General features: G+C 37.2%; 29 protein-coding genes and 1 pseudogene. 19 read left to right on the top strand and 11 right to left on the bottom strand.

Annotated elements, in window-relative coordinates; translation table 11 throughout:
* Positions 1-68: 68 nt before the first annotated feature.
* The gene (locus BKP35_RS01065) at positions 69-1,202 is read left to right on the top strand and encodes a zinc-dependent alcohol dehydrogenase (protein WP_071311538.1); all 1,134 of its coding nucleotides are present in this window, start codon (positions 69-71) and stop codon (positions 1,200-1,202) included.
* A gap of 239 nt (positions 1,203-1,441) precedes the next feature.
* Here BKP35_RS01065 and BKP35_RS01060 read toward each other — a convergent pair whose 3' ends face one another.
* On the bottom strand, positions 1,442-1,654 hold the full coding sequence (locus BKP35_RS01060) for a hypothetical protein (protein ID WP_071311537.1): 213 nt from the start codon (positions 1,652-1,654) through the stop codon (positions 1,442-1,444).
* Between the two features lie 68 nt (positions 1,655-1,722).
* Entirely contained in the window at positions 1,723-1,938 is a 216-nt protein-coding gene (locus BKP35_RS01055; protein ID WP_071311536.1) for a hypothetical protein, read from the bottom strand.
* A 465-nt stretch (positions 1,939-2,403) separates the two neighbouring features.
* On the opposite strand from BKP35_RS01055, the gene iadA reads away from it, so the two are divergent.
* The 5 genes from iadA to BKP35_RS01030 all read left to right on the top strand — a co-directional run bounded on the left by iadA (position 2,404) and on the right by BKP35_RS01030 (position 5,886).
* On the top strand, positions 2,404-3,552 hold the full coding sequence (iadA, locus tag BKP35_RS01050; RefSeq protein ID WP_071311535.1) for a beta-aspartyl-peptidase: 1,149 nt from the start codon (positions 2,404-2,406) through the stop codon (positions 3,550-3,552).
* A 203-nt stretch (positions 3,553-3,755) separates the two neighbouring features.
* Positions 3,756-4,115, top strand: coding sequence for a hypothetical protein (locus tag BKP35_RS01045; RefSeq protein WP_071311534.1), 360 nt, complete (start codon positions 3,756-3,758; stop codon positions 4,113-4,115).
* Positions 4,057-4,890: a uroporphyrinogen-III synthase gene (locus tag BKP35_RS01040; protein ID WP_071311533.1), complete on the top strand. Its 834-nt coding sequence runs from the start codon at positions 4,057-4,059 to the stop codon at positions 4,888-4,890. The genes BKP35_RS01045 and BKP35_RS01040 overlap by 59 nt, the downstream gene beginning before the upstream one ends.
* Complete coding sequence (locus tag BKP35_RS01035; RefSeq protein WP_071311532.1) at positions 4,871-5,065, top strand: YwbE family protein; 195 nt, start codon at positions 4,871-4,873, stop codon at positions 5,063-5,065. The genes BKP35_RS01040 and BKP35_RS01035 overlap by 20 nt, the downstream gene beginning before the upstream one ends.
* 77 nt (positions 5,066-5,142) lie before the next feature.
* Entirely contained in the window at positions 5,143-5,886 is a 744-nt protein-coding gene (locus BKP35_RS01030) for a hypothetical protein (RefSeq protein WP_071311531.1), read from the top strand.
* A gap of 162 nt (positions 5,887-6,048) precedes the next feature.
* Here BKP35_RS01030 and BKP35_RS01025 read toward each other — a convergent pair whose 3' ends face one another.
* Positions 6,049-6,471, bottom strand: a complete 423-nt coding sequence (locus tag BKP35_RS01025; protein WP_071311530.1) for a hypothetical protein — start codon at positions 6,469-6,471, stop codon at positions 6,049-6,051.
* 134 nt (positions 6,472-6,605) lie between these two features.
* On the opposite strand from BKP35_RS01025, the gene BKP35_RS01020 reads away from it, so the two are divergent.
* The 3 genes from BKP35_RS01020 to BKP35_RS01010 all read left to right on the top strand — a co-directional run bounded on the left by BKP35_RS01020 (position 6,606) and on the right by BKP35_RS01010 (position 9,795).
* Positions 6,606-7,946, top strand: a complete 1,341-nt coding sequence (locus BKP35_RS01020; RefSeq protein ID WP_071311529.1) for a flavin monoamine oxidase family protein — start codon at positions 6,606-6,608, stop codon at positions 7,944-7,946.
* Positions 7,947-7,965: 19 nt separating this feature from the next.
* On the top strand, positions 7,966-8,826 hold the full coding sequence (locus tag BKP35_RS01015) for a nitroreductase family protein (RefSeq protein WP_071311528.1): 861 nt from the start codon (positions 7,966-7,968) through the stop codon (positions 8,824-8,826).
* A 180-nt stretch (positions 8,827-9,006) separates the two neighbouring features.
* A complete protein-coding gene (locus tag BKP35_RS01010) occupies positions 9,007-9,795 on the top strand; it encodes a CsxC family protein (protein ID WP_139192787.1) in 789 nt (262 codons plus the stop codon).
* A 275-nt stretch (positions 9,796-10,070) separates the two neighbouring features.
* On the opposite strand, the gene BKP35_RS01005 is transcribed toward BKP35_RS01010, so the two are convergent.
* Positions 10,071-11,234 (bottom strand): M20 family metallopeptidase, encoded by a 1,164-nt coding sequence (locus BKP35_RS01005; RefSeq protein WP_071311527.1) that lies wholly within the window; start codon positions 11,232-11,234, stop codon positions 10,071-10,073.
* A gap of 271 nt (positions 11,235-11,505) precedes the next feature.
* On the opposite strand from BKP35_RS01005, the gene BKP35_RS01000 reads away from it, so the two are divergent.
* The 4 genes from BKP35_RS01000 (at position 11,506) to BKP35_RS00985 (ending at position 14,668) form a co-directional block, all read left to right on the top strand.
* Positions 11,506-12,342 carry an aldo/keto reductase gene (locus BKP35_RS01000; protein WP_071311526.1) on the top strand — a complete coding sequence of 279 codons (837 nt, stop codon included), beginning with the start codon at positions 11,506-11,508 and terminating at the stop codon, positions 12,340-12,342.
* 164 nt (positions 12,343-12,506) lie between these two features.
* Positions 12,507-13,250, top strand: coding sequence for a class I SAM-dependent methyltransferase (locus tag BKP35_RS00995; RefSeq protein WP_071311525.1), 744 nt, complete (start codon positions 12,507-12,509; stop codon positions 13,248-13,250).
* A 54-nt stretch (positions 13,251-13,304) separates the two neighbouring features.
* Positions 13,305-14,060, top strand: coding sequence for an SAM-dependent methyltransferase (locus tag BKP35_RS00990; protein ID WP_071312199.1), 756 nt, complete (start codon positions 13,305-13,307; stop codon positions 14,058-14,060).
* Between the two features lie 320 nt (positions 14,061-14,380).
* A complete protein-coding gene (locus BKP35_RS00985) occupies positions 14,381-14,668 on the top strand; it encodes a CD3324 family protein (RefSeq protein WP_071311524.1) in 288 nt (95 codons plus the stop codon).
* A gap of 117 nt (positions 14,669-14,785) precedes the next feature.
* On the opposite strand, the gene BKP35_RS00980 is transcribed toward BKP35_RS00985, so the two are convergent.
* The 6 genes from BKP35_RS00980 to BKP35_RS00960 all read right to left on the bottom strand — a co-directional run bounded on the left by BKP35_RS00980 (position 14,786) and on the right by BKP35_RS00960 (position 18,777).
* On the bottom strand, positions 14,786-15,340 hold the full coding sequence (locus BKP35_RS00980) for a CBO0543 family protein (protein WP_071311523.1): 555 nt from the start codon (positions 15,338-15,340) through the stop codon (positions 14,786-14,788).
* 44 nt (positions 15,341-15,384) lie between these two features.
* A complete protein-coding gene (locus BKP35_RS00975) occupies positions 15,385-15,882 on the bottom strand; it encodes a hypothetical protein (protein WP_071311522.1) in 498 nt (165 codons plus the stop codon).
* 12 nt (positions 15,883-15,894) lie between these two features.
* Positions 15,895-16,689 (bottom strand): hypothetical protein, encoded by a 795-nt coding sequence (locus tag BKP35_RS00970; RefSeq protein ID WP_071311521.1) that lies wholly within the window; start codon positions 16,687-16,689, stop codon positions 15,895-15,897.
* 150 nt (positions 16,690-16,839) lie between these two features.
* Positions 16,840-16,971, bottom strand: coding sequence for a YjcZ family sporulation protein (locus BKP35_RS18815; RefSeq protein ID WP_084031390.1), 132 nt, complete (start codon positions 16,969-16,971; stop codon positions 16,840-16,842).
* Positions 16,972-17,074: 103 nt separating this feature from the next.
* Positions 17,075-18,127: an iron-containing alcohol dehydrogenase family protein gene (locus BKP35_RS00965; protein ID WP_071311520.1), complete on the bottom strand. Its 1,053-nt coding sequence runs from the start codon at positions 18,125-18,127 to the stop codon at positions 17,075-17,077.
* On the bottom strand, positions 18,121-18,777 hold the full coding sequence (locus tag BKP35_RS00960) for an MtnX-like HAD-IB family phosphatase (RefSeq protein WP_071311519.1): 657 nt from the start codon (positions 18,775-18,777) through the stop codon (positions 18,121-18,123). Before BKP35_RS00960 ends, BKP35_RS00965 begins: the two co-directional genes overlap by 7 nt.
* Before the next feature lie 118 nt (positions 18,778-18,895).
* Here BKP35_RS00960 and BKP35_RS19290 point away from each other — a divergent pair, with 118 nt between their 5' ends.
* Together BKP35_RS19290 and BKP35_RS00950 are read left to right on the top strand one after the other, a co-directional pair.
* Positions 18,896-19,066 carry a hypothetical protein gene (locus BKP35_RS19290; protein WP_169819112.1) on the top strand — a complete coding sequence of 57 codons (171 nt, stop codon included), beginning with the start codon at positions 18,896-18,898 and terminating at the stop codon, positions 19,064-19,066.
* Positions 19,067-19,151: 85 nt separating this feature from the next.
* Entirely contained in the window at positions 19,152-19,598 is a 447-nt protein-coding gene (locus tag BKP35_RS00950; RefSeq protein ID WP_071311517.1) for a hypothetical protein, read from the top strand.
* Positions 19,599-19,691: 93 nt separating this feature from the next.
* On the opposite strand, the gene kapB is transcribed toward BKP35_RS00950, so the two are convergent.
* The gene (gene kapB / locus BKP35_RS00945) at positions 19,692-20,072 is read right to left on the bottom strand and encodes a kinase-associated lipoprotein KapB (protein WP_071311516.1); all 381 of its coding nucleotides are present in this window, start codon (positions 20,070-20,072) and stop codon (positions 19,692-19,694) included.
* Between the two features lie 409 nt (positions 20,073-20,481).
* Between kapB and BKP35_RS19895 the strand changes: the two are divergent.
* The 4 genes and pseudogenes from BKP35_RS19895 to BKP35_RS00930 form a co-directional block, all read left to right on the top strand.
* A pseudogene (locus BKP35_RS19895) lies at positions 20,482-20,571 on the top strand (exodeoxyribonuclease III); the annotation flags it as partial.
* A gap of 138 nt (positions 20,572-20,709) precedes the next feature.
* Positions 20,710-21,783 (top strand): branched-chain amino acid aminotransferase, encoded by a 1,074-nt coding sequence (locus BKP35_RS00940; RefSeq protein ID WP_071311515.1) that lies wholly within the window; start codon positions 20,710-20,712, stop codon positions 21,781-21,783.
* A gap of 45 nt (positions 21,784-21,828) precedes the next feature.
* Positions 21,829-22,749: a DMT family transporter gene (locus BKP35_RS00935; RefSeq protein WP_071311514.1), complete on the top strand. Its 921-nt coding sequence runs from the start codon at positions 21,829-21,831 to the stop codon at positions 22,747-22,749.
* A gap of 31 nt (positions 22,750-22,780) precedes the next feature.
* On the top strand, positions 22,781-24,817 hold the full coding sequence (locus BKP35_RS00930; protein ID WP_071311513.1) for a molybdopterin-containing oxidoreductase family protein: 2,037 nt from the start codon (positions 22,781-22,783) through the stop codon (positions 24,815-24,817).
* Positions 24,818-25,085 lie beyond the last annotated feature (268 nt).

The raw sequence follows: 25,085 nt of genomic DNA, 5'->3' as shown, positions 1-25,085 counted from the left end.
ATTGAATGGTTCATCTTTTGTGACCAAATAATAAAGTGATGATTAAATTGGTCAAAGGATGATGTGAAATGAAGGCTGTAACATATCAAGGGAAAAACTCGGTAGCTGTAAAAGAAGTAGAAGATCCAAAAATTCAGGATCATGAAGATATTATTGTGAAAATTACGTCAACGGCAATTTGCGGTTCTGATTTGCATCTTTATCAAGGAAACTTTCCGTTGCCGATCGGTTATGTCATTGGCCATGAGCCGATGGGCATTGTTGAAGAAGTTGGTTCAAGTGTAAATCAAGTGAAAAAAGGCGATCGTGTCGTCATTCCGTTTACGGTCTCTTGTGGACGATGTTATTATTGTGATCATGAACTCGAGAGTCAATGTGATAACTCTAACCCGCACTACGATTCTGGAGGTTATTTTGGCTATTCAGAGAAATTCGGAAATCACCCAGGTGGGCAGGCTGAATATTTGCGAGTACCGTTTGGGAATTTTACCCCGTTTGTCGTGCCTCAAGATTGTGAACTTGAAGATGAAAAGTTATTATTTTTATCAGATGTATTACCTACAGCATATTGGAGTGTTGTTAATGCTGGTGTGAAAAAAGGAGATACGGTCATTGTTTTAGGGTGCGGACCAGTCGGCTTATTCGCGCAAAAGTTTGCATGGATGAAAGGTGCCTCACGAGTCATTGCGATCGATTATATTCCATTTCGTCTTGAGCATGCAAAAAGAGTAAACAAGGTAGAGGTTTTTGATTTTACGGATCACGAAGATATGGGCGAAGTATTAAAAGAAATTACGAGTGGTGGAGCAGAAGTCGTCATTGATTGTGTAGGAATGGATGGAAAAAAATCTCCAGTAGAATATGTAGAGCAAAAATTAAAACTCCAAGGTGGAACATTAGGACCTATTCAAATTGCGACAAAGGCGATAAAAAAAGGTGGAACATTACAAATAACTGGAGTGTATGGTGGATTGTACAATATGTTTCCGCTAGGCCCATTCTTTGCTAGAAATATAAATATTAAAATGGGACAAGCACCAGCGAGGCATTTTATGCCGCACTTATATGACCTAATAAAAAACGACGAAATTGACCCGACAACGATCATTACTCATTCACTCCCATTAGATCAAGCGAGTGAAGGTTATGAAAAATTTAATAAGCGAACCGATGACTGTATAAAAGTTGTTTTAAAACCGTAATTATTTCACAAAAAAAGGCTAACCCGGACATAAGTGATTGTTAGGAGATAAATTAGTGTAGCCTCGTACCACTAATGTTCCACTCCAATTAGCATTATCACTTATTAGGTTAGCCTTTTTTCTTTTTTAACTTTTCTTAGTACTGGGTCTACTCATTGTAGTTAAAATTACAATGAAAAATAATGTGAGGTAGAGAGTTGTCGTAAGCTAAGTTTTTCTAATGAGGGATTTACTGCCTTTTAGCTTTTATAGTTTCCGGCCTTCGTTTTACTTACTAAGCCTTTTTCTACAAATCGATCTAAAATGTTTTTAATGCCCATCGTATTTTTTGATGTGTCTTGTAGTTGGGGATTTGCCTTTTTCAGATTCTTAGCAGCCACCTCATAAGACATTGCTCTTTTAGAACCTTTGACAATCTGTAATAGCTGGGTTGCGTAAGTTTTTTTACTCATTTATCATCACCCTTTCGCTTAATCTTTTTATTATAACATATTTTTATCTAAATAGATACGAGTGACTTTTAGTGAGTAATGTTTTCCCAGTCAGAAAAAGCACCAGATCCATTGCAACTATAACAACGATAATGATAAGAAGGTAGATATACGTAAGCATTAGCAGCAGTTGCGCTGTGACCTCTACCACGACAATCAGGACAAAGCCCTTGTTCCTTCATTTTCGCAACTTTTTTTTCATAGTTGGCAGACTGCCAGTCGAGAAATGCTTTGATAATTCCCATTTACACCACTCCAAATCTCTTTTGTTAATAGCTTGTGGAAAAATTAGGATTTTATACATTTTTTCAAAAAAACAGTTAAATTTGATTTGTAGTAGAAGAGTTTCGAATTGCTAAATAATTTACTACCATTTAAAATGATTAAATAGAAAGAATTTTTATTTATATGAGTGAATTTCATAATTACCAAAAATGAGCCACATCACGCAATATATAGTTTGCGAAAGGTTTTGACGCAACTATATATTGATCTTCGTGGCGCTAAATATGAATTATGAAATTCATTAATATGGTTTTAAGTGAGTGAATTTCATAATTACCTAAATTGAGCCATATCAAACCTATATGTAGTTGCGAGCGGTTTAACGCAACTCCATATAGATACTTAGTGGCGAAAATAATGAATTCTGAAATTCATTAAAGTTTGTATAATATAGTTTACGAATTTTCAAATTGGAAGGTGATCAAATGTTAAAACTAATTAAAAATGCAGAAGTTTATGCGCCACAATATTTAGGACAGCAATCGGTTCTCCTTATAGATAACAAAATCGCTCAAATAGGAGAAGTCAATGAGAACATAGTAGATGTCGGTTTAGAAGTGGAGGTCATTGATGGGACAGGCTCGATTGTGATGCCAGGAATCATTGATCCTCATGTTCACCTCATTGGTGGTGGTGGTGAAGGAGGCTTTGCGACAAGAACGCCAGAAATTCAGATATCAGATATCGTGCGTTCGGGGATTACGACCGTTGTTGGCTGTTTAGGGACTGACGGTACAACGAGACATATGACATCGTTACTAGCGAAAGCTCGTGGCCTTGAAATAGAAGGGATTTCAACTTACATATATACAGGCAATTATCATGTTCCTACGCCGACAATTACTTCTTCTGTTAAAGACGATATTATTAATATTGATAAAATCATTGGAGCTGGTGAAATCGCTTTGTCTGATTCGCGTGGCGCTCAACCGTCGATTCATGAAGTGGCAAAGTTAGTTGCTGAAGCAAGGATTGGCGGCCTTTTAAGTGGAAAAGCTGGAGTGACTCATTTTCATATCGGGCCTGGAAAGCTGCGCCTGCAAATACTACATCAAATTATGGAAGACTATGAAATTCCAGCATCGAAAATTTACTGTACCCATATTACGAGAAGTAAAGAATTAGTGGACGATGCGATTGCACTTGCTAGTAAAGGGGCGTTCGTTGATATGACGGCATCATCTTCAACATCGAAGTGGCTAGCTTACTATAAAGAGCAAGGTGGAGATATGGACCAGCTGACGTTTTCCTCTGACGGGAATGGAAGTCTCCCTAAATTTGATATAAACGGAAAGCTGACTGGGATTGGAGTTGCTAGTACGTATACGTTATATGAGCAATTTGTAGCATCGGTTCGAGATTTCGGTATTAGTTTAGAAGAAGCCATCCCTGTGGTAACGTCAAATACCGCGACGGCATTAGAGTTAAAACAAAAAGGTAGACTAGAAAAAGGTCATGATGCTGATATTCTTATTTTAAATAAAGAAGATTTAGCGATAAAACACGTTTTTGCAAAAGGAAAGCAAATGGTCAACGACGGAGAAGTAGTCGTAAAAGGAACGTTTGAAAACTAGAATTGACACTAAAAAAGGGCTGTCCCCAAAAAGTGTCAGACACCATGCAGAATTCCAAAATATAGACGTATAAATTTATTACCCCGTCTATATTTGGTGTCTGACGGTGTCTAGCACTTTCTTTTTGGACAGCCCTTTTTCGATCATGAAATTAAAATCGAAGCGGTTTATATGGTAATATACTTAAAGAGGTGAGATGCAACATGGCTTTTGGTATAAAACGTGATGAACTGGTCGCATGGAAAGAAAAAGTGAGGCAAGGAGAAATAGCTTTTCTTACTCATTATTGGTACGACGAACGATTTCCAACTATGAAAACTGTCACTAAAGTAGGCTGTTCAAACAGAGCGAAATTAATTCGTTGGGGCGAGAAATATAATATCCCTGCAAAATATATTGATAACCGTTCTGACTATCCGCATTTTGATTTGTTTGGTGAACGGCAAATAGAAATATTGAGAGAAGAAAATATGATCGATCAATTAAATAGATTTAAAAGAAAGGATGAATTGCGTGAGTTTAAAGGGGAAAAAAGTTGTACTAGCAGCATCGAGAAAGCTTGAAGAAATGAGCCTTTTAGTTGAAAAACAAGGCGGGGTTCCAGTGGTCCGTTCATTACAAGGAACCGTTCTTTTAGCTGGAGACGAAGTCGAACTAGGATTACGAAAGCTCATCACTGAAGGAGCGGATGTATTCATTTTTACAACGGGAATCGGTTTTGATACTCTTGTCAATATTTCGGAAAAGCTAGGTGTGAAAAATCAATTTTTACAAACGATCGAAAAGTCAGATGTTGCAGCAAGGGGCTACAAAACGGTTGCTGCTTTAAAAAAGATCGGGGTCAATCCGCTCGCTGTTGATGAAGACGGAACAACGGCTGGACTAATTCGGGCGTTAAACGATTACGACTTTGAAGGGAAAAAAGTGGTTGTGCAGCTTCATGGAGATCGTGTTCCTAAGTTGATCGAATTTCTTCAATGTAAAGGAGCGATTGTTGAACAAATCCTTCCTTATCAACATATTGCGCCAAACACAGAAACGGTCGAAATGTTATGTAAAGAAATCATTGCACTTGAGGTGCAAGCGGTTTGTTTTACGACAGCCATTCAAGTTCGTTCTCTTTTTGATTTTGCAAAAAGAAATAATTTCAAAGAGGGAATCGATCGAGCTTTTCAACAAGATGTGTTAGCAGTCGCCGTTGGAAAAGTTACTGCTGAAGCATTAAGGGAAGAAGGGGTCGTTAATTATATCGCTCCCCAACTTGAGCGAATGGGAGCAATGATTATCGAATTATCACAGCATTTTAAGGAGGGAAAATATGAACGGTCAAACACGTAGTCAACTACAACAAGGAATGGAAGTTGATATTGTATTAAAGCAAGATCAGCGGACTGGGAAAACGACTCGGGGCATTGTCAAGGATATTTTAACAAAATCACCTAATCATCCTCATGGGATTAAAGTTCGACTTCAGGACGGTCAAGTTGGTCGAGTGAAGAATATATTGAAATAGTTTTCCTGGAATTTACAGAGTAACTATAAAGAAAATGAGGTATAGATAAATATATCATTTGATTAGGAGGTCCCAATATGAGATTACGTCGATTACTACTTGCACTAGGTGCATTTTTACTAATTTTTGGCTGTGCGAATGGTGAAGAGTTGAATGGTGGACAAGTAGGCGAAACTGAAAATGGAACTTCACAGGACGAGCCAAAAACTTCAGATCCTAACGATGAACAATTAGGGGATACTGAAGAAACAACAAAAGAGGAATCCGAGGAAGAGAAAAAGGAAGAGGAAAAAGCAAAGGACGAGAAAGAGGAGCCTAAATTTGCAACCCCTAAAGAAGCTGCAAACGAAATCGTAACAGCTTTCTCTGAAATGGACATGGAGAAGGTTGCATCTTTTGTTCATCCAACGAAAGGGGTACGTTTTTCACCGTACGCTTATGTGTACGTCGAAGATGATGTCGTTTTAACTGCGGAACAAATCAAAGGGGCAATGAGCGATGATACCGTTTATACTTGGGGTGTATTTGACGGTAAAGGAAATCCGATAGAAAAAACATTTGCAGAGTACTATGAACGTTTTATATATGACGAAGATTTTGCCAATGCAGAACAAGTCGCTGTAGATGAAAGGTTAGGGCATGGCAACACGATTGATAATACTGGGGAAGTTTATCCTGAAGCGACGGTTGTTGAATACCATTTTTCAGGATTTGATCCAGACTTTGTCGGGATGGACTGGCGTAGCCTTCGCCTCGTTTTAGAAAAGGAAGACGAGCAATGGTACTTAGTTGGTGTTGTTCACGACGAATGGACAATTTAATAGTTTTAAAATGCGAATCGCATGGATTTTCGTAACGAAATTTCATGCGATTTTTTGTTGATCTGATAATTAGAAAGAATACTGTATTATGAAAAGATGTACCAAAAGTAATACACAGGTTACTTCAAAAGCGATATAAGAAAAAAGACCAATAACGGTCTTTTAAAGGGGAAATTCTAAAGTGTTTAATAATGTAGCAATTTTTGTTTGGAATGTAAAAAAATAAGACTTATTTTCATCATCGAATATAAGTAAATATGGCTCCTCACCCTCAGGGATAATGATGATAACTTCATCAATTAAATCGTTTATCCAATTGTTTTCTAATCGATAAGGTGGATTTAAAGGGATTTTAACCATATAGCCTTTGTCTGGGATAGGGTTGAATTTTTTTACAACACAATCAATTTCTTTAATTATTCTTTCAGCTTCTAGCTGTACGTTAGAATTTATTGGTGTCGTTTTTATTATCTCATTTTTTTCAATATGAAAAATTTCAATATTTATATTGCTATGAGCGTTAACCATAGATAAATTAAATAGGAAAATTACAAGAACAAATGAAAGTAGTGTCTTACGAAACATGTGAATCACCCCTACTGATAGCGTTGCCCTATTTTTTACATTGCATTATTGGAAAGGTATTCACGTAACTGAATGACAAATCATGATTCTACAAATAATAAATTAATATTTTCGAGCGAAAGTAGGAATTTATTTTGTCGAATTATCATGAAGTAGATGTCGTTATTATCGGGGCTGGTCTAGCTGGGTTAACTGCAGCTTTACAACTGAATAAAACGAATCTAACGTTTATCGTTGTAGAAGCTAGAACTCGACCAGGTGGAAGAATTTATAGTCATAGGACAAGTGAAAATGTTACGATAGACTTAGGAGCGCAATGGTTTAGTCGAAAACATCATCGCGTTCAAAAGTTAATATCACAATTTGGCTTACATACCGTTTCAACATTTCGTAAAGGAAAATCCATTTACGAGCTTAATGGAACGATGAATTACCAAAAAAGTGCTCCGGTATCGAGTATGGCTCTTATTGATATTTTCCAATTTTCTAGAAAGTTGAATAAAATAAGTCGTGAATTAGATGAACGTACGCCTTGGCACGGTCCTGCAGCTGATTATGACAAAATTACAATGGAGCAACTTCTTGAATCGAAAATGCATACAAAACTTGGGAAGAAGTATTTAACGCAATTACTTGAAGAACTTTTATGTGCAAATTTATATGAAGTTTCAGCTCTTGATGTATTATGGTGCCTTAAAACAGCTGGTGGTGTCACTAATGTTCGAAACTCTGAACAAATGTGGGTACGCGAAGGGATGGGAGCGTTAACAGATGCAATCTCTAACTTTTTAAAGGAAAAAATACGATATGATCGCCAAGTAGAAAAAATTTACGATGAAAATCACTGTAGTTTTATATATACTAGTAATGATTGTTGGAAGGCAAAGAAAGTGATTATCGCGATACCGCCCAATTTGCAGACGAGAATTCATTTTCAGCCACCGTTACCAGCGTCAAAAGCACAATTAAATGAGCGCTCTGGTTTACCATCGGTGATAAAAATGATCTTCGTTTATAAAACTCCTTTTTGGCGTGAGTTCGGTCTAAATGGAAACGCTTTATTAGAGGATGGACCATTGGTACAAACCTTTGATAGTTCTCCTGAAAAAGCATCAAGAGGTGTTTTAACCGTTTTAATAAACGGAACACGTGCTCGAAATATAGAACGACTTTCAATTGAAGCAAGAAAAAGAGAGGTACTCGTAGCATTAGTGCGCTGTTTTGGGGAAGAGGCAGAGGAACCTCTGTATATATATGAAAATAATTGGTCTGAAGAATTATGGACAAGAGGCGGCTACGGTGTTCATTATGCTCCGGGTATCATTACGAATTTCGGATCCGCTTTGTTTGAACCGATCTCTTCAATACATTGGGCTGGAAGTGAAACGGCAACAGAGTGGAGATTGTATATGGAAGGTGCAGTTCAATCAGGAGAAAGAGCTGCCAAAGAAGTTATAGATTGCTTGGCAAATTAGCTTTATGAGGTGAGGGGTCATGAGGAAATCAATCTTAGAAACGATAAAAAAACGTAAGTCGATCAGAACTTATGAACAAACACCTGTTACAGATCATGATTATTTACTTATTCAAGACTACATAACTAAAGAAGAGAACTTAATTGGGCCACTAGGGAGAAAAGCGAGATTTGAAATCATTGATGTCGCAAATAACGTCTCAGATAAAGGGGTTAAGTTAGGAACATATGGTTTTATAAAAAATCATCAAGGCTATATTGTAGGAATTATAGAAAATTCAAAAATGGGTTTAGTTGAATTCGGTTATATTTTTGAGAAGGTGATCTTATTTGCCACTCAATTAGGAGTTGGAACATGCTGGATTGGTGGAACATTTAACCGCAATTCATTTGAACAAGAAATCAATTTAAATAATGACGAATTCATTCCTTGTATTTCACCAATTGGCTATGCGAAGGGAAGACAACGTCTCTTTGAAAAAACACTTCGATATGTGACGAAGGCTGATAATAAAAAAACGTGGGTTGAGTTGTTCTTTGATGGAAGTTTCGAAAAAACTCTGAAGGAAACCGAAGCAGAAGCGTTTGCCGTCCCGATTGAGATGGTGAGGTTAGGTCCATCCGCTTCTAACAAACAACCTTGGCGACTCGTATTATCTTCGGACAAAAAGCAATGCCATTTTTATATAGCACATACGCCTAATTACAGTGGAAATAAATTAGGATTTGATATGCAGCTTATCGATATCGGTATTGCAATGTGTCACTTTGAACTGGCCTGTAACGAAAAAAATATTGAAGGAAAGTGGATTGTGAATGATCCACAAATTCATGTTCCCGATGAACATACAGAATATATGATTAGCTGGCAGGCGACATAGGAACAGCGAGAAGTAAGCTTTTACCTTGGACTTTAGTAGGTTCACCTATTTTAATAGACGAATGCTACTAGTGAGTTTATATCATTTTTTACAAAATGGTGCATTTAACTAATTGAAGTGTCCACCCTTCTTGGTTTTAGCTACATAAGCTATTAACAAATACCAAGGAGGTGAATGAAAGTGTCAGATAAAAACAAGAAAGTCAATAAGCCAGCACCACCATACTTTAACTATAAACCTATGAAATCCAAAAATGCATTATCGCCAAAGGTTACTAATACTCCACAAGAGCCAGATGTAATCTTAGGCAAAGCTACGGTGAAAGTACCAGTAGTACTCGCGGAAACCGTTGTTCAAATCGATTTAAATCCAACGATTAAGTTTCCAGAGCCTGTTTTAGAAATTAAAGATATTAAGAAAAATTTAAAAATCACGCAATGCCGTCTATTACTACCAACGAATAAACTATTTATTAGTGGTTTTGTTCGAAAAAATATTCAGTATGCAACGCCTAAGTATGGTACGAAAGATTCTGTCATTTCTAGCATCCGTTCCCTCACAATTGATGTACCTTTTAAAGCAGTAACTGAAGTAGATTATATTAGAAAGCCTCAGTTTGCATTTGGACCTGATAGCAAAGAGTTCACATTCTTTACAGAATCTAAACTACCAGATGGCTTTTCTTCAAAAGAAAAACTACTAGCTGGCGATTTATCACAATTCGATCAGTTTAGCGGAGAAGAGTTCAATGAACTGCCATACTGCCAGTTGCTATCTAGTCGCTTTATCGAGTATGATGAGGCTTTAGATCGTAAAATGGGTAGAGTTCATGACGAACATGGTAAGTTAATTGATGCACCATTTGAGGAAGGCACATTTAAAGAAATAGAGGAAAAAATGGTTGTTGAAGTAAAATTAAAAGTTTTACAAAAGCAACAACTGAATGTCGACTCTAGAAAGAAATATTAATAGGATTGATCTGCTAGTGTCAGTTCACCTTAATAGATGGAGGTATATATCTATTACGGTGTCTGACACTTTTTTTGATTGTGTAATTGTTAAATACATATGATAAATTATGGAGTTAAACTACTTTGAAAGATGTTAGTGGCTTATACGAAAATTAAATAATGGTATTATGGTACAAATATTGTTAGAAACCAAATATCCATAAAAAAAGGCATTAAAAATAAGTAGTTTTAATGCCTTGAATGGTAATGCTAATAATATTATTGACAACTAAATTATCGTCTCTTTTCAAATTCTTCCTTAATTTTACTAAGGAGTTCAGGTTTTGTAATAACATCTAAAGCGGTATTTGCCATCGATTTTGCACCTAAAATCAACCCTTCAAAACCTTGATCGCTCATTGCTGCTTCACGGAAACCATGAGTATGACATGCATGAGGTTCATCACAAATTTTGATATAAGGGTGAATGGATGGCACTACTTGACTGACATTCCCCATGTCGAGAGAACCTCCACTACCTTTTTCGTGAATTTCTGCACGGTCAATTCCTAATGCCACAAGGTTATCTGTGAATACTTCTGACAACACTTCGTTTGTAATCATATCGTCGTAAGATAGCTCATAAAAAGAAGTTTCTAATTTTGCTCCGGTAGCAAGAGCAGCACCTTGAGCACACCCTTTTACTTTTTCAAGAAGTTCATTTAAATAGCTGCGGTGTTGAGCCCGAACGTAAAATTGGGCGATAGCATGATCTGGAACGATATTTGCAGCTTTCCCGCCTTCAGGGATAATTCCATGAATTCTTACGTCAGGAGTAACGTGTTGTCTAAGTGCATTAATACCGTTAAATGTTTGGATGACTGCATCTAATGCATTGATCCCTTCGTGAGGGGCTGCAGCTGCATGGGCAGACTTCCCGAAAAACTCAAATTGAATGGCATCCATCGCCAGTGATGAGCCACTTTCTTCATGACGGTATAATGGATGGACCATCATCGCGACATCTAGATGGTTAAAAATACCTTCATCGGCCATCGTTACTTTTCCACCGCGAGTTTCCTCTGCTGGTGTACCATAAACGTAAATTTTTCCACCACATTGTTTCATGACTTTGCTAAGTCCTATAGCTGCAGCAATTGCCATTGTACCAATTAAATTATGCCCGCAAGCATGTCCAATTTCAGGTAAAGCGTCGTATTCGGCCATAAACCCGATTGATGGACCTGGAGCACCACTGTCGAAAACTGCTTCAAAGGCAGTCGTTAAATCGCAAGTTCCCATGTCTACTTGAAAGTCATGATCGGTAAGAGTTTCGGCTAAGATTTTAGAAGCTTTAAATTCTTCATGACCTAATTCAGGATTTTCACCAATATATTGGCTAATTTTATAAAAGTCTGAACGCAACTGTTCAATTTCATGATTGATTGTATTTTTCATGAGAAAACCTCCGTTATGTATAATCTAACTTATTTTAACAAAAGACATAGATGTTTAGTAGGAAAGTTAATGAATTTCATCATTCAATATTATCGCCATTAAGTATCGATATGTAGTTGTGTTAAACCGTTCGCAACTACATATCGTTTGATATGGCTAAATCTAGGTAATTATGAAATTCGCACAAGTGAAATGTTTTTATGTACACCTATCATTTTGTTATACTTTACCATGAATACATATTAAGTAAAAACTGAAGGAGCGATTCGATTTGAAAAATTTACAAAGTACAACGACATTACATAACGGTGTGAAAATGCCATGGTTTGGATTAGGTGTTTTTAAAATGAAAGAGGGTGAAGAAGCTGTTAGTTCAGTAAAGGAAGCGATCGATGCAGGGTATCGCAGTATTGATACGGCCGCTATTTATGGAAATGAAGAAGGAGTAGGCCGAGCAATTAAAGAAGCGAGCGTTCCTCGTGAAGAGTTATTTATAACGACGAAAGTGTGGAACTCAAACCAAGGTTATGAAACGACTCTTGCTGCATTCGAAGAGAGTATGACGAAGCTCGGTTTAGATTATTTAGATCTTTATTTAATCCACTGGCCAATGCCGGCTAAAGGGAAGTATAAAGAAACGTGGAAGGCGCTTGAAAAGCTTTATAAAGATGGGCGCATTCGGGCGATCGGTGTAAGTAATTTCCATGTAACTCATTTAGAAGATTTAATCGCTGATTGTGAAGTTGTGCCGATGGTAAACCAAGTGGAATATCATCCGCGTTTAACGCAAGTTGAGCTTCATGAGTTTTGTAAGCAAAATAAGATTCAGCTTGAAGCATGGTCACCACTTGCCCAAGGTAAATTACTTGATGAGCCAACGTTGGCAAAAATCGGTGAGAAGTATGGAAAGTCTGTTGCTCAAGTTATTTTACGCTGGGATCTGCAAAACGAGGTCGTAACGATTCCGAAGTCGGTAAAGCCAGAGAGAATGAAAGAGAATGCCGACATCTTTGATTTTGAGCTAACAACAGAAGAAATGACGTTGATTAATGGACTAAACGAAGATCGTCGCGTTGGTCCGAATCCGGATGAATTTAATGTAGAATAACTTTAGGCGTGCACATGTTGATGTGCACGTTTTTTGTATGGAAAAGGAGGGAATAGCAAAAGTTCATTGAAGATCGGATTATTTAATTATAATTATTTTTTCACTGTAAGAAATTACTAGTACCTGTAATAATGAAATAAAGATATATACAGGAGGTTGGAAAATTGAACATATTTTTTGAGATTCATAAAGATATTCCGAGAGAGGGTCCAGGAGATAATGCTTCAACGAAAAAAGCATTCCAATCGCTAGAAGGATTACCGAAGCAACCTGCGATTTTAGATATTGGCTGTGGTCCGGGAATGCAGACGTTAAAATTGGCGAGAAATACAAACGGTAAGATTGTTGCTTTAGACATGCACCAACCATTTTTAGATCGATTACAGCAAAGCGTCAATGACGAGAAACTTTCGCATAAGGTTGAAGTGATGAAAGGGTCGATGTTTTCTTTAGAAGATTATTTTAAGGAGTCTAGCTTTGATGTAATTTGGTCTGAAGGCGCAATTTTTATTATGGGATTTGAACATGGGGTGAATTCATGGTTTCCGTTTGTAAAAAAGGGTGGTTTTATCGCATTGTCAGAGTTAACTTGGTTAAAACCAAAACGACCAAAAGAGATTAATGATTTTTGGGCAAAGAACTATCCAGGCATGAAAACTGTAGAGGAGAATTTACAGTTAGTGGAGAATGCTCGATATGAACTGATCGACCATTTTACTTTACCTGAATCTAGCTGGTGGGATCATTATTATGGTCCACTAGAAAAGCGAGTTGCCATGCTACGGGAAGAGCACAAAAATAGCGATGAATGGCAGGGAAAGCTAGATGAATCCCTTAGAGAGATTGAGATGTATCGAAAATATAGTGAGTACTATGGATATGTGTTTTATATCATGCAAAAGATTTAATGGAAAACAACGATTTTTACAAGAAGATAAAATTGTGGGGGCGTTCCTATATTGATGACTAAAGGCGAATTAAAAGAAGCGTTGATGGTTGAACAATTTCCGCTTTCAGCAAAATATGATCCTCAATGGATGATAAGAAATGATATGGGACCGAACTCTGTATGGCTTACTGAGTATTTAGCAAAAGCGATGGATTTTAAACCTGGCATGAAGATTTTAGATATGGGCTGTGGAAAAGCGATGAGCTCAATTTTTTTAGCAAAAGAATTTGGTGTTCAAGTATGGGCCAATGACCTTTGGATCACAGCAACTGATAATTGGAGGCGAATTAAAGAAGCAGGGGTAGAAGATCTCGTTTTTCCAATTCGTGCTGAAGCACATGCACTTCCTTACGCCAAAGAATTTTTTGATGCAATTATTAGTATAGATTCATATCACTATTATGGTACGAATGAACTTTACTTATTTAATTTTGTTGAACTATTAAAACCAAATGGTCAAATTGGTATCGTTGTACCTGGATTAATGAAGGAGTTCGAAGATGAAGTGCCTGTAAAACTGAAGCCTTACTGGGACAGTGAGTGGTATACTTACCATTCTCCTAACTGGTGGTCGAAGCTATGGAGACGAAGTGGTCTTGTCGATATTGAAGTTTCTGATACCATGCCAAACGGATGGAACCTATGGCTGAAGTGGGAAACGACCGCTAAACAATCAGGGTTTTGGGGCAGAAATGGAGATATCGAACTTTTAACTGCTGATGGGGGCGAGTACTTTACCTTTACTAGATTAGTCGCTCGTAGAAGGTAATCGAAAGTTATGAGGTGGCTGAATCTTATAAGTTTGATTTAAATAGATTTATATTATTTAGGTAGAATTGTGGTTATTTTTTGAAATTAATATGTTTGAAATAAAAATTATGTGATAATATGGAAATTGAAGAAAAATTATAAAAATAAGGGGGCTTCGCGTATGTTTGTCGATATTGGTTTAAACAAATGTAATAAGCAAGGAAGTGAGAGGTCTTTATTTTGTTAATTTTTTAATTTATCATAGAGATGAGTGACAAAATGAGATCAGTCCTTGTTTATTCGTAAAAAATCGAATAAAACAAACAGGAGGACTTACTTTTGTCTTATAAAAATGGAAAAGATATATTACCTGAGAAGCTTTTAAATGAATTACAAAAATATATTCAAGGCGAATTAATTTACATTCCTAAGCATAAAGAAAGGGCACGGTGGGGTGCTAAAAATGGAACTCGTAGCACTTTAAGAATTCGAAACGAAGAAATTTATCGAGCATTTGAAAATGGTTGTAGTATTAGATCACTTATGAAAATGCACAATCTCTCAGAGGACAGTATTCGAAAAATTATCGTAAAAATAAGGCGGGAATTAGTGTTAAACGCGCAATAAATTCCTAATAAAAATGATGAACATAGATGAACGCATGAATTTTTCAGATGGAATTCATGCGTTTTTTGTTGGTGTCCGCCTCCAGTGGACATTTTAGCGATTTGTCCACGAGTGGTGTCAGACACCGCTATGGTTTGTTTGGATGGATTTAATTTTCGCTATTACCCACTTCAAGGATAAGCCGATGGCGATATAAACGGGAAAAGAGTAAAAATACTTCCAGTTATGTTCTTCATAAATACCTGCCCAAACATAGAACGGTTCGAATATAAGGCTGAATATCGCTGATAAGATGATTAACGTCCACGTAAACCTTTTCCAGTCACTAAAATATTGATAATGCAACATCATCAGAATGGGTAAAGAAGATAAATGGACAGTAAATAATGAAGGTAAGACAGGTAATAACTTATTAGGATAGCCCCATAAAACGAATGAAACTCCCGTCAAATCAAGTAAAGTTCCAACCAGCATAACCATTAAACCGTAAGTGATAATTTCCATAATTCGTTTCTTATCAACTAACTTACAAAAAATCGCAAATCCGATAATCACAGTAAACAGAATAAACCACCATTGAGTTGTAAATACGTTTTCATTAAGCCAAAATTTCAAAAGGTTATCGGCTAATTGTTTTCTCTGTACGGTTAGTTCATCCCAAGTGATTGCCATTTTATTTGTCCTTTCTATCGATGTTAGTGTTCTCTAACGTTTAGTTATATACGAAACGAGGAACCACTATTCCTTGGGGTGCTGACCTTGCAAAGGCCTAAAGCAGCGTGCGACCATAAAATTTTTTCGGTTTTTTCAAGTTCGTGGTCTTTGCATTCAATGATAATCACGACTTCCGAGATTTTTTCTTTCTTATTTTGTTTAATTTTCTTACCGAGTTTTCGTTTATAAATTGTATAATCAATTAAAAATCCTAACAACAAGCCGAAGATTAATCCGAAAAGCCCCCATAAAATTGGTCCTAATTTTAGAACGTATCCGTAAATGGTTCCTAAAAGCATGAATATCGCCCCGAAAACTGCCGCTAAATCGAATAAACTAATTCCATCGGATTGGTGCATCGAATCAAATAACTTTCCTGGTTCGACACGTTTATCTAATGGGAAAGCGGTAATTTTTTTCTTGGGTATTCCAGTATTTTCTAATTCAGATAAAGCCAATTCTAATGATGTCGAGTATTCAAACGTTGCAATGATATGCATGATGAAACCACCTTAAAATTCATTTAAATTTGTAAGAGTTTCTGAAGGGTTGCATTGATAAAATTTTTGCAAGTAATTCGCTTGTTCTTTTTCGAACACTTTGTTTAATTCAACAGTGTATGAATAACTGTCAAACATAGAAAATACATAAAGCGACGGAATAAAAAGAAGCCATTGGGGATCTAGAATAGCGATAGCACCTGAATAATCTCCAATCATTGTGTAAAGTACCGCTTCATTAAATCTTGAAAAATACACTATAATTACCCACCAAATGATTGTAAAGAAAGCACTTGGTAACCGATTTATGTATAGATACCCTAAACCAGGGGCGAACGCCGAAAATATTACTGTGACCCAAGGTTTTCGTTTATTTAAGTAATTAATTTCTAAAGAACTTATTTTAAACGGAGCGAGGGGACTATTCTCTCTGTATGCTAATACATATAAGCGATTTAAATCCACTGTTCTTCGATAAGAGTCCCAAATGGCAAATACATAAACACCAGCATAAAAAAATAACCAATTGGGATCAAGTATTTCTTTTGCAGCTTCAAAATCCCCAATCATCGAATATACGATGGCCGCATTTATTCCTGCATTAACATTGACGAAAACTTCCCAAGCAAAGAGGATAAATCCAGTTATATATTTGCATAACATTAAGTGTCCAAAACCAGGGAGAGCAGCTGTCCACCAAGCGACTACCCACGGATTTCTATATGTAATTAAATTGTCGTGATAAGAGGCCGAGTGATGAATCGTACGACGCTGTGAGTAGTTCGTTACTAAACGTTTAGTTTTCATTAACATAAACTCCAACTATTTTTTTATTAATATTCCCATTTGTAATTCCTACATGAACTGTTTTTTTTCGAAATGTAAAAATCTAGATTTTCTTTGGGTGGAATAAAATAAAAAAGCAAGGGAAAAGTTCCCTTGCTTCTGTCGACCTAATTATTTAATATAAGCTGACCCTACAACGACTAGTAGGATAAACAGAACAACAATTAGCGTAAAGCCTCCTGTGCCATGAGCACTAGGAAAAGGTTGGCAATGTTGTGGTGCGCCATATTGATAACCCATCATGGAAAAAACCTCCTTTTGATTGGCTACACTATATAGCTATGTGGTCAGCTTAGATTCGAGTGGGCATTTGTAATGTAATTCGCAAGATTAGTTAGTTGCCTAGTTATTTTAATATCTTTTGTAATGTAGGATCTTCACTGAGGAGGCGCAATGCTTTCTCTTTATACGTATCATCGTGAAGAAATGTATAACGATTCGGTTTTATACTTGGAGCGAGTTTGATCGCCTCTGAAAATTCCTCTTTATTTAGGTTGAGTTGCTTTACGTAATCAAAAAAACCAGTTCGTTCAAACACTTTTTTTATGCGCTCAACACGGTGCTCTTGAACGTGAGCGATAATATAAGTTGCGACGCCGACTTGAAGGCCGTGCATTTGTGGTTGTTTTGAAATTTTGTCTAAAGCATGGGAAATTAGATGTTCTGAGCCACTAATCGGAGCGCTATTGCCACTGATTGCCGTTGCAACGCCACCCATTGTTGCTGAACTGATCAGCTCTTTTAAGAAAAGCGGGCTTTGGATATCGTTCATAGGCGTGCGGATAAAGCTATTAACTGCTTTTTTACTTAACATCGCCGCAAAGGCATTGACGTGACTCGTTCCATTTTTTTCCTCAAACTCCCAATCATAAAGGGCGGTAATGTTGCTCATTAAGTCTCCAATTCCAGCTAGGACAAACCGCTTTGGTGCGTGTTGGATAATATCCAGATCTGCGAGTATCCCAAAAGGCACTTTCGCTGGCACGGTCGTTTTTTTGCCATCGACGTGAATTGAACAGTTACTACTAGCAAAGCCGTCATTGGAGGCTGACGTTGGAATACTTATGAACGGACTTCGCCTTGAGTAAGCAATATATTTTCCGTAATCAATAATCGAGCCGCCGCCGATGGCGATGACAACATCGTAACGAGGCATCGCAAACGCTTTTTTTATAAGGTCTTGAATGTCTAGGTTTGAACCGAGGATCACGTTTTCTACTTCAATTGTTTCTATTGATTTTTCGGTAATGTCATGAAAAGCTTCATATGTAAAGTCATCAAAAATAATTACAGCGTTATTGAATTGGTGTTTTTTTAAAATGTCACCTAGACGTGAAAGCCCGCCATTACTAATATTTAAAATGGCGGGGATCGGTACGCTCGTGACAGGAGTTAACATGGTTGAATCACTCCCTTGTTGATGAAATATTGCTCAACTTCTTTGAATGTACTGACAGGAATAAAAGGAGTATTTTGCTTCTTTAGAATATGTTGCAACGCTCCTTTAGCAAAAGTAATGTCAGCGTGTTTGGCAGGATGGCTGTCAGGTTCACTATCACCAATGAAATAGATGTGTTCATATTGATCTTTTAATTGTGTGATCACTTTCGATTTGTCTATTCCATATCTTTTTGAAAAATGCTCATGTTCTTTGTCAATATTTAAATGAATGTTTTTCTCATGAAAGTAGCCTTCATTTGAAAATACTTTGACGTTTTGAATATGATATCTTTTTAAAAAGTGATGGATATAATAGTCTGTTCCAGCACTTAAAATAAAGAAATCTCCGCCATTTTTTTGAACTGTTTTAATAAAGTTGGGTACATAATCATCGATGGGCATCGATGTAATCTCGTTAATAATTTGTTCTTCGTCTTGATTGATCGATAAGAAGACCTTTTGTAAAAAGTCTATATCGAGGATTTCTTCTGCTTTCCATCTTTTAAATAATTCTCGACCTTCTGGAAAATACTTTTCTATAACTAAAGAGTAAAAATCAACTTCAGAGATAGTACCGTCAAAATCAGAAACAAATGCCCACTTCTTCATGTTTTCAACTCCTATATCATTGTACTGAACTATTGTTCCACAAATAATTAGCTGTTAGTAAATTTTGTGTATTTTGTTGGTTAGATGGTTCGTGGTTAGGACCCTCGCCGATTCTTTTATGTTTAATGTTGGCGGCAAGGACGACCGCCATGCTGGTTTTGTATGGAAAAAGGATGGCGATTTTCCTGAACGAGCCTCTAAAACTCAGCCACATCAAGCAATATATAGTTTGCGAATGATTTTAACGCAACTATATATTGATCTTAGTGGCGAGAATAATGAATTATGAAATTCATTGAATTAGCTACGTTTTTAAAATAATATTACTAATTAACATAATAAATGCTCATATTACAATAAGGGAGGGATTTTCGTTGATTTCATTTCGTGGGGATGCTTGGAAGTTTTATTTAAAATTAAAAAGAACGCAACGTAGCGGTATTCATATAGAGAAGTTAGACGAAATTACGGAAATTGAGGAAATTCAAAAGTTTTATGAAGCACTTGATGACCGTCTGTTAATGAAAATTCGCTATCGGATGGTCAAGGAAAAAAAGGGTTCAGGGATGATCCCGATTTTGGTTTCAACAATACCTTGGTTATTGTTTATTTTTTCTAAGCAATTACAAGGGGTGCTGTTTCGAGAGGGAAGCTATTTATGGGCGATTTTTGCATTTCTTTATTTGACAATTTTAATTTCAGGCGTCATTGTTCATTTTCGTGAAAATGCTTGGGCGAATGTACATACTGAAATCATTGATGATATATTATCTGAGCGCCGTGAACGAAGAGGTGAAAATGCAAAAGAGGAAGGAACTTGAGTGTTAAAAAAACTAAGGCTTAGTCAAAGCCTTAGTTTTTTGTTGGTGTGTCCGTCTCCAGTGAACATTTTAGCAATTTGTCCACGAGCGGTGTCAGACACCGAAATAGTCCAATGAACGGAGCATCTCTAATGATTTCAGGGCGAAGGGGCTGCCATCTTCGTTAAGTCTTTGGATTTGTTCGTCTAACGCTTTTCTTAGTGATTCTTCATAGGAAGGAACGTCATCGGTATACGGCTTTACGTAAACGGGTTGAATATTTACTTGCTCGCGATGTGCTAAAGCACGGCGTTCATGAAAAAATCCGACATCAACACTTTTCGGGTTGTGTAGATCTCCCTGCTCGGGGTGTTTTAAAACTGCTAAAACACGCATTACGACATTAGCCTCTTTTACCACGGTAATTTCTCCTATGTATTTACCAGTTTTATATATCCCTGTTACTAATTGACCCACTTCTAAATTTTGACTCAACCTAATCATCCTTTCAGTTATTTTCATTAATGATAACACGTTTTGCTGCTTTTTCACTATGTGAATGGTATCAATGTTGACATTTTAACAGCTTCAAGGTCTTATATTCCCCTATACAAAACGCTCATGCCGGTGTATCGTCACCATCTTGCATGTAAAATTGGTGATGGATTTTCCTTTCCCTTCGCTGTAAACTTCTATCGAATTTTAGAGGCTCGTGAAAGAAAATCCATCACCAAGTATCTATTTACATACAAAACTCTCATTGCGGAATTCTGTCATGATTTAGTATGTAAAAATCAATCGACAAATATTTTTTCCACAAAAGTACTTTAAAGTTTTTCCTCGTTAAAGTATAATCAATTAAATATAGAAATAATCTTCTTCAGCAAGGGGCAAGCACAATAATATGAAACTTATTTCTTGGAATGTAAATGGGATTAGAGCTTGTGTAAAAAAAGGGTTTCTCGATTATTTTAACTTAGTCGATGCGGATATGGAGTTAAAGTTGTAAACTTAGCAAACTAATTTTCCTAAAATAGTAAAATCGCCCTTGTGCTATAACGAAAGGTCGATTTACAATATAAATTAACTGAATATTTAAACAAAAGAACAATTGAAAAGGGGATTTAATCTTATGAGTGCGACAGTTGTTGAAGTGGAAAAAGTGGAAAAAATGAAGAACAAGCCAGAGGATGATCAGCTAGGCTTCGGAAAGTATTTTACAGATCATATGTTTGTTATGGAGTATTGTGATGAAACAGGTTGGGGCAATCCTCGGATTTCACCTTATGAACCAATTACATTAGACCCAGCAGCCGTTATTTTCCATTACGGTCAAACCGTTTTTGAAGGGCTAAAAGCCTATCGTACAAACGATGAGCGAATTTTATTATTTAGACCGGACATGAATATGAAAAGAATGAATAAGTCTTGCGAACGACTAAGCATGCCTCCAATTGATGAAGCAGAAGTTCTCGACTATTTAAAGCAACTTATTAGTTTAGAAAAAGATTGGGTTCCATCCTCTGAAGGAACGTCTTTATATATTCGACCGTTTATTATTGCTACAGAGCCGTTTTTAGGCTTAGCACCTTCAAAGCAATACAAGTTAGTGATCATTTTAAGCCCGGTAGGATCTTATTATCCTCAAGGGATTCAACCAGTAGATATTAAAGTCGAAGAACAATATACGAGAGCTGTACGTGGGGGAACAGGTATGGCAAAAACAGCGGGAAACTACTGTGCAACGTTTAATGCACAATCGACAGCTTCAAAACAAGGGTTTTCACAAGTGTTATGGTTAGATGCCATTGAGAAAAAATATATTGAAGAAGTCGGTACGAGTAACGTCTTCTTTAAAGTGAACGGTGAGGTTATTACACCAGAGTTAACTGGAAGTATCCTCCCAGGAATTACGCGAATGTCAGTGATCGAAATGCTTAGAAGTTGGGGAATTCCAGTTTCAGAAAGAAAAATTTCGATTGATGAAGTTTACGAGTATCATCAAGAAGGAGCTTTAGAAGAAGTTTTCTGTACAGGGACTGCAGCGGTGATTTCACCGGTAGGCGCTTTCGAATGGCGTGGAACTTCAATCAACATTAATGATAAACAAATCGGTGATGTCTCAAGGCGCTTATATGACACATTAACTGGTATTCAAACTGGAAAAATTGCTGATCCTTTCCACTGGACAACAGAAGTAAAATAAAGTTAGTCTTGTAGGTAGCATGTTTTATAGAAAGAAGGGTTTAGACTGTCTCGCACCTTTACGTATTTTTTATTAATATTTGTGATGTTTATTTGGGGTTTAAACGTTGTAGCAATAAAGTTCCTCGTCACCGAGTTGCCACCTCTAGTTATGCAAGGAGCGCGGACGTTCGTTGCCGGGGTCATAGCTACAACCGTTTTATTTTTTCTAAACGACTTACGAAAGTTATCGAAAAAGGAGTGGCTGTATGTTGGTGTTGCGGCTATTTTTGGCCAGTTAGGTCATCACGCTTTGCTAGCGATCGGTCTTGTGCAAACAACAGCATCTAATGCAGGTTTGATCCTCGGATTAATTCCACTGGCAACGGTTATTTTTACGATTATCTTTTTCCGGGAGCGCGTAACATTTTTGCGAATGATCGGTATTTTTATCGGTTTTGCTGGGGTTGCCATCATTGTTTTACAAAATGATGGACTAGGCGCAATTTCTAGAGGAGATTTATTCGTTTTTATTTCGATGGTATCACAAGCTTTTTCGTTTATTATTATTAAAAAGGCAACAACAACCATTTCGGCTAGGCAATTGACAGCAGTAATGTTGCTCATTGGCTCGCTTTCTTTACTAGCGATAAGCTTCTTCGTTGAGCCACAAGCTGTAACACATTTTGCAACAGTACCAACGCTTGTATGGGTGGTCTTTTTTGCTTCAGCTATTATAGCAACTGGGTTAGGACATATCTTGTACAATGTTGCGATCCAAGAAATCGGTGCAGGTGAAACGGCGATATTTAATAACCTAGTACCTTTTTTTGCTTTAATAGGTTCATTCATGTTTTTAGGTGAAACGATTGTTTTTCTACAAATTATTGGCTTTCTTTTAATCGCGACGGGTGTTATTTTAGGAACTGGTTACTTAGAACTGAAACTAAATAAGGTTAAAAAACAAACGATTAAAGAAACTGCATAAATACGAGATAAAGAGAGAAGGGGTTTTTTACATGCAAGATTTTATTAATGAGATGGACGGGGTTTTCCCATCGGTTTGTTCGCTCGACTGTCCTGATCAGTGTGGACTACTCGTTCATAAAAAGGATGGTAAAATTGTAAAAATTGATGGTGACCCCGCTCACCCTGTAACAAAAGGGAACATTTGTAATAAAGTTCGTCATATGACAGAACGTATTTATGACGAAAAGCGCCTTCAATATCCGCTTAAGAGGGTTGGTAAAAAAGGAGAAGGAAAATTTGAGCGTATCTCTTGGGAAGAGGCGATTGAAACAATTCACTTGCGTTGGGTAGAATTAATCGAAAAAGAAGGTCCTGAGGCGATCCTCCCGTACAGTTTTTACGGAAACATGGGTAAGCTGAATTCTGAAGGATTAGATCGCCGCTTTTTTCATCGTTTAGGGACAAGCCGCCTTGCTCGAACGATTTGTAATTCAGCAGGCTCAACGGGTTACAGGTATACGATGGGTGGCGGGTTTGGAACAGACCCAGAAGAAACGATCGATACGAAATTATTTATTTTTTGGGGCGTAAATGCGGTTAGCACGAACATGCATCAAGTCGCACTTGCTCAAAAAGCTCGTAAAAATGGGGCGAAGATTGTTGTGATTGATGTTCATAAAAACCAAACCGGGCGCTTAGCCGATTGGTTTATTCCCATTTTACCAGGAACCGATAGTGCACTTGCGTTAGGGTTGATGCATATCTTATTTGCTGAAAATATGGTAGATGAGAGCTTTTTAGAAACGTATACTGTCGGTAGTGAAGAGCTTCGCGAACATGTGAAGCAGTATGATCCTAGAACTGTTTCTGAGATTTGCGGTGTACCGGTGGAAGATATTTATAAATTAGCGAGAATGTACGGCGCTACATCACCGTCATTCATTCGAATTGGAAATGGAATGCAGCACCATGATAACGGTGGTATGTGCATTCGTACGGTCGCTTGTCTTCCGGCATTAACGGGGCAATGGTCTGTTAAAGGTGGCGGAGCGATTAAAAGTAATAGTAGTTTCCTAGATCATAATAGTGAAGCCCTAGAGCGTCCTGATTTACTGGAGAAAGAGACGCGGATTATTAACATGAACTTAATTGGTAAAGCGTTGCTCGAAAAAGAAAATCCTATTCGTTCAATGTTCGTCTACAATTGTAATCCAGCTCTTGTCACACCGGAAGTAAATAAAGTTCGTCAAGGTTTAGCACGTGAGGACTTATTTTTAGTCGTTCATGATTTATTTTTAACAGAAACAGCAATGTATGCGGATCTCGTTCTTCCGGCGACATCTTCATTTGAAAATGAGGATTTCTATACATCTTACTGGCATCATTATACGCAAATTCAAAAGCCAGTAATTGAAGCGTATGGCGAGAGTAAATCAAATACAGATGTGTTTCGAATCTTAGCTAATGCATTTGGCTTTGAAGAGGAATGTTTATATGATAGTGACGTTGACTTGATCCGCCAAGCGTTGGATTACCCTGAAAACCCTCATCTAGATGGACTAAACTATGAAACTTTAAGTGAAAAACAATATGTGAAAGCTACTAGAAAACCGTTAATGGAAACAAAGCTTCAGACTCCGAGTGGGAAAATCGAACTTTATTCAGAGACGTTAGCTTCAGTTGGCTTTTCACCATTACCAACGTATACACCGATCGTTAAAGATAATGAGTTACCATTTTTATTCATACCGGCACCGAACCATAACTTTTTAAACTCAACGTTTTCGAACAACGAAAAACATATTCGTTTAGAGAAGGTACCACGACTGCATTTAAATAGTAGCGACGCTGAAAAGTTAGCGATCGAAGACGGCGATAAAGTTCGCGTATCGAACGAACGCGGTGAATGTGAGTTAGTCGCTGCCGTCGGTGAAAATGTTCTTCCCGGGGTCGTTGTTAGTCAAGGTTTATGGGCTGACCTACCAGGGGAAAAATACTTTGTCAACGTACTAACTCCTGATCGCGAAGCCGACATGGGCGGAGGAGCAACATTCTTTTCTGGTCGAGTTAATGTTGAAAAAGTATAAATTTTATCGGAGCAGACACTTCAATGGAGTGTCTGCTTTTTTTGGTGATGAACAAGGATTAAAAGTATTTTTCACGAATAATACATTAATAGCTAGAGAAAGGAATGAGTTACGTTATGCGCAGACACGTCCTAGCTGTACTGAAAACGAAAAAAGGCGCTGGCGCTGTTGATGTGATTATTACGCCTTAATGAGCATGGATCAGGTAATCAAAAAGCGGTAATGATTTTTGTGGCTTTATTGCCTTAAAATCATTACCGCTTCAGGC

Origin of the sequence: Anaerobacillus arseniciselenatis, assembly GCF_001865995.1 — a bacterium.
Taxonomy (GTDB): domain Bacteria; phylum Bacillota; class Bacilli; order Bacillales; family Anaerobacillaceae; genus Anaerobacillus; species Anaerobacillus arseniciselenatis.
This window is presented reverse-complemented; position numbering and strand designations above follow the sequence as displayed.